Here is a 4,524-nt window from a genome sequence, read left to right on the forward strand (position 1 = left end):
AGACTTTATGAAAAGTAAGTGCTTCTTTCAAAAAAGCTATGGCAAGCAGGGTTGTTATTAAAGCAAGGCCGCCAATAATAATTGGGTAAGCATGCGAAAGTTCGAGCTTTGTCATTGCTGCCATCCAAAAAAAGGATGCTATAAAAGCGGCAAAAAGACCACTAAAAATATAAGGGTCGAATAAAAGCTTGAATAAGAAAAACAACTTTTCATTAAAGGCTTCGGGTAGAGCGCCGTATTTGGCTATGCGCCATTTTAGTATGAGCTGGCCGTAAACTGTGAAAAGTACTGTGCCTGCTATGTAGAAATAACCCATTATTTAAAGCTCTTCAAAAAGTTTCTGGCATTTGAGCCTTTGTTGAAGATTAGGTCTAGTACGCTAACTCCATGCTCGAAGGGTGGGTGGAGCTGATCATATTCAGGGTAGCCGCTGTAGTGCATCCATTCGACTTGAATACCTTCCTGCCTAGCTAGCTCCTCATCAAAATAGCCTTTGGCTGCTGGGCCACTTAGGTAGTTTGTTGCACCGGCTTGCTTGCAAATGCCTAATAGCTTTTCAGTTTGGCCTTCTACCAGTTCAAACTCACTCGACCAGCGGATTTTAGTTTGAATGCCTAAAATAGTATTGATAGCTGAAATGAATTTATAATTAATTTCGCTTAGATACTCTTCGTTACAGCCTAAGTAAAGCTCTTCGAAGATATCTTTGTAGTCAGAGAAAAATTTGCTTTTAGAATAGCTCTGAGAAATTGTGCGCCAGTGTTTTATATTCCAATTCTTACTTGATACTTTCGTATCTTTTATTTTTTGTTCTAAACCATCTTGTCGTACAGGAATTGTAACCCATTGCATGCCTTGCGATGTCTTTAACTTATTTCGATTACGCCAATCATTCTTGGTATATTGAACATCATCGTAAATAATAAATTCATCAACCATATTTATAAGATCGAAATAGCCTTTCCATGGAATATAGTTAGATTGTAAAATAGCTATTTTATTCATACATCCTCTAATACAGCAATTCCAAAACCTGACTTTCCATAAGCATTTCCATTATAAAGCATGTATCTTTTATTTTTATGATCAAAAATGAACGGATAACAAATCATCTCGCTATCCCAACCTTCTTTACTGACATCAAGACCAACCTTCTCATCCTTTCTAGTCCAGTTTATGCAGTCCATTGACTCTGCATATTTAATTCTATACGTTGGAGTATCTTTTGATGCCCTAGCACAAAACCACATTTTATATATCTCTTTATCTTTTCTAACTCTTGGCACTCCTAATGCGTATTCAAACTCATCTTTAAAATCTATTGCAATATTTCCATTTCTTTTCCAAATAATTCCGTCATCTGATTCAGCGTATTCTAGGTTGTAATAATGTTTAACTTCACTTTCAATTTTCATCCACTTTACACAAGACGTGAACCATATTTTATATAACCCATTATCAAAAATAACTTCTGGTGTTGCAGTAAAGTGCGGCGACTCTTTTGTTCTATCTATTATAGGTCCTTCATAAACCCTTTCGAATACTTTTTTAGACTCATTCCACTTTGCCAGTCCTATTGAATTCCGTATTTTTACAGTTACACCAATATTTATACCTGTGTAATACAAGTACTTCTCGCCATTAATAGTTATTAAAGTATTTGGGAGAGCTCCGCTATCATCAAAACAGCCTAGTTCTCCAGGTTTTAATACAGGCTCTTCAGACAAATACAATATTTCTTGTGGATTTTTTATATCAATTTCCAGATAAGCACCATGCCCACGATTATGCTTATCACGCGAAGAAAAATACACTCTAAAGATATCATCATGTATATTTTCAGCAATGGGAATCATCGCATGCGAATACATCCAGTCGCTTTGCTTATTTGAATTAAAAATAAAGCCCAGTTTTTTCCATCTTTGCATTTTAAATTCCTCTCAATCTGTTACTAGGCACTTTTGACTTAACTGTTTCTTCTGGGGAATACACCGCACGCTCTTCCGTATCTTTTAAAATTAACGAGCCAGCACCAATTAAATTCTCTTTTCCTATATTAACATTGTCTCTTATAGTTGAATTAATACCTATAAATGAATTATCTCCTATATTCACTCTACCAGCTATAACCACATGTGATGTAATAAAACAATTATCGCCTATTATTGAATGGTGACCTAAATGATTTCCGCTCCACAAAATTGTATTATTTCCCACTTGAGTAAATGGCTGTAAAGTATTGTCTTCAAAAATAAAACAATTATCACCAATCTTGACATTATTATAAACTGATGCATTAGGCGATATATAAGTTATAAGCTCATACCCTTTGTTCTTAGCATCAAAATATTTTTTCTCTCTAGCTTTGTTCATTTTATTGTAGCCTACAGCGATAAACATATAATAATCTGACGGCGGAAAGTTTTCTTCAATTGTTTCAAACTCAAAGACTGGTAAATTACTAAATTCTTTCTTAATTAAATATTCAGAATCGATTGTAAAACACACCACTTCGTACTCAGGGTTATTTGATAAGCAATAATGTGCTATTTCAGCAAAGTCTGTTGTTCCGAAAATCACAACTTTTTTCATTTGTCTTCTCCGTATTTGTTTTTTATTATACTTCTAGGTCTACCTTTAACCTCTAGGAATATTTTTGAAAGATATATACCAAGAATCCCTATTGAAACCATTAACAATCCTGTTACAAACCAAATGGATATCATTAGAGTTGTCCAGCCATCATATATATGATTGTTTATTATTTTATTAAATGTTAAATAAGAAATATACAAAAAAGAAATAAGCATTATAATCAAACCAGTTAAGAAAACCATTTTCAATGGTTTTACACTAAATGATGTGATCATATCAACAGCCATATTTATTTTTCTCGAAAGATTATAATTTGACTCTCCCCTAAATCCCTTTTTAAAAAAGGAGCCTACTTGCTTGTAACCTGTTAAAGCACACACCCCTATAAAAATCAATTCGCTTTCTTTATGTCTTAATAAATTCTCAACATATTTTCTCTTCATTACTCTTACTACGCTTACATTCTTTTCAATTTTTATTTCTGAGAAGAAATTAAAAAGATCATAAAATAAAAAGCCAGATATTTGCTCAAACACTCCACCCTTGCGGCTTTCCTGCACACCATAAACCACGTCAACGCTTTTATCCTGCTGTAACTTTTGCCAGAACTGCTCTAATAGCTCAGGTTCTTCTTCTAAGTCACTGTCTATCAGAAAAACATAGTCGCCCCTGGCGTGTGCCAAACCTGTCATTATGGCTTTATGGTGACCAAAGTTGCGCGATAGTTCTATCACTGTCACTTTGCTGTCTTGCTGATGCAGGGCAACGGCTTTTTCTAAGCTATTATCTGGGCTGCCATCATCGACAAAAATTATTTCATAGTCTTGGGTGATTTTTTTAGCTTCTGCCGTGATTCGTTGGTAAAACTCATCAATATAGGCCGCAGATTTATACAGGGTCGTAACAATTGAAAGCTGCATTTAGTTAACCTTCTTTCTCTAGGCTTTTAAGGATTAAGCAAAGCTTGGTGTAAGGCTTGGGTAGTTCGCTCTTGCTGTTCTTTTGTTAAGCCTATCCACAGGGGCAGTCTAAGCAGTCGCTCTGCTTTATCGTTGGTTACTTTTAATTCACCCGAAGTGCGTGTGTAGCCTTTGCCTGCTGGTGATGAATGCAAGGGAACATAATGGAACACAGCTCCTATGCCTTGCTGTTTGAGTTGTTCCAACACTTTTTGTCTATCGGCTTCTGCCGACAAAATAACATAGTACATGTGGGCATTATGTTGGCAGTTATCTGGAATGCTTGGCTGGGTTAGCAAGCCTTCTGCGGCTAGTGGGGCTAGCAGTTGTTGGTAGTTGTCCCAAATGGCTAGGCGTTGCTGGGTAATGCGATCGGCTTCTTCTAGTTGTGCCCAAAGAAAAGCGGCTATTACTTCGCCAGGTAGGTAAGAGGAGCCCACTTCTTGCCAGGTGTATTTATCAACTTCGCCACGGAAAAAACGGCTGCGATCGGTGCCTTTTTCACGAATGATTTCTGCGCGTAAAGCCAATTCAGGGTTGTTAACTAGCAGTGCGCCACCTTCGCCAGAAATCACGTTTTTGGTTTCGTGAAAGCTAAAGGTGCCTAAGTCGCCAATACTTCCCAAAGCACGACCTTTGTAGCTTGCCATTACACCCTGAGCAGCATCTTCCACTACGGCTAGGTTATGACGACGCGCAATTGCCATAATGCTGTCCATCTCACAAGCCACACCGGCATAGTGCACTGGCACAATGGCGCGAGTGCGGGGTGTAATGGCTTCTTCAATAAGTTTTTCATCTAAATTGAGGGTGTCGGGGCGAATATCGACAAAAACTGGAATAGCCCCGCGTAACACAAACGCATTAGCGGTAGAAACAAAGGTGTAGGAAGGCATTATCACTTCATCACCTGGTTTAATGTCTAAGAGTAAAGCCGACATTTCTAGCGCTGCTGTGCAAGAGTGGGTAA

6 protein-coding genes are annotated in these 4,524 nt (G+C 37.4%); all 6 read right to left on the reverse strand.

Annotated features, from left to right (window positions below):
• A partial coding sequence (locus M0R38_12900) for a hypothetical protein (protein ID MCK9482632.1) occupies positions 1–316 on the reverse strand: 316 nt, incomplete at its 3' end.
• The gene (locus M0R38_12905; protein ID MCK9482633.1) at positions 316–1,005 is read right to left on the reverse strand and encodes a WbqC family protein; all 690 of its coding nucleotides are present in this window, start codon (positions 1,003–1,005) and stop codon (positions 316–318) included. The genes M0R38_12905 and M0R38_12900, both read right to left, overlap by 1 nt.
• A complete protein-coding gene (locus M0R38_12910; GenBank protein MCK9482634.1) occupies positions 1,002–1,928 on the reverse strand; it encodes a hypothetical protein in 927 nt (308 codons plus the stop codon). Before M0R38_12910 ends, M0R38_12905 begins: the two co-directional genes overlap by 4 nt.
• A gap of 1 nt (position 1,929) precedes the next feature.
• The gene (locus M0R38_12915; GenBank protein ID MCK9482635.1) at positions 1,930–2,592 is read right to left on the reverse strand and encodes an acetyltransferase; all 663 of its coding nucleotides are present in this window, start codon (positions 2,590–2,592) and stop codon (positions 1,930–1,932) included.
• The gene (locus M0R38_12920) at positions 2,589–3,515 is read right to left on the reverse strand and encodes a glycosyltransferase family 2 protein (protein ID MCK9482636.1); all 927 of its coding nucleotides are present in this window, start codon (positions 3,513–3,515) and stop codon (positions 2,589–2,591) included. Before M0R38_12920 ends, M0R38_12915 begins: the two co-directional genes overlap by 4 nt.
• Before the next feature lie 26 nt (positions 3,516–3,541).
• Positions 3,542–4,524, reverse strand: a 983-nt coding sequence (gene rffA / locus M0R38_12925) for a dTDP-4-amino-4,6-dideoxygalactose transaminase (GenBank protein ID MCK9482637.1), incomplete at its 5' end; no start/stop codon positions are given.

This window comes from Bacteroidia bacterium (assembly GCA_023228875.1).
GTDB lineage: Bacteria > Bacteroidota > Bacteroidia > NS11-12g > UBA955 > JALOAG01.

What these genes read in the sequence shown, in the direction of transcription:
- M0R38_12905 (MCK9482633.1), bottom strand. Translation starts at nt 1,005, where the DNA reads ATGAATAAAATAGCTATTTTACAATCTAACTATATTCCATGGAAAGGC.
- M0R38_12910 (MCK9482634.1), bottom strand. Translation starts at nt 1,928, where the DNA reads ATGCAAAGATGGAAAAAACTGGGCTTTATTTTTAATTCAAATAAGCAA.
- M0R38_12915 (MCK9482635.1), bottom strand. Translation starts at nt 2,592, where the DNA reads ATGAAAAAAGTTGTGATTTTCGGAACAACAGACTTTGCTGAAATAGCA.
- M0R38_12920 (MCK9482636.1), bottom strand. Translation starts at nt 3,515, where the DNA reads ATGCAGCTTTCAATTGTTACGACCCTGTATAAATCTGCGGCCTATATT.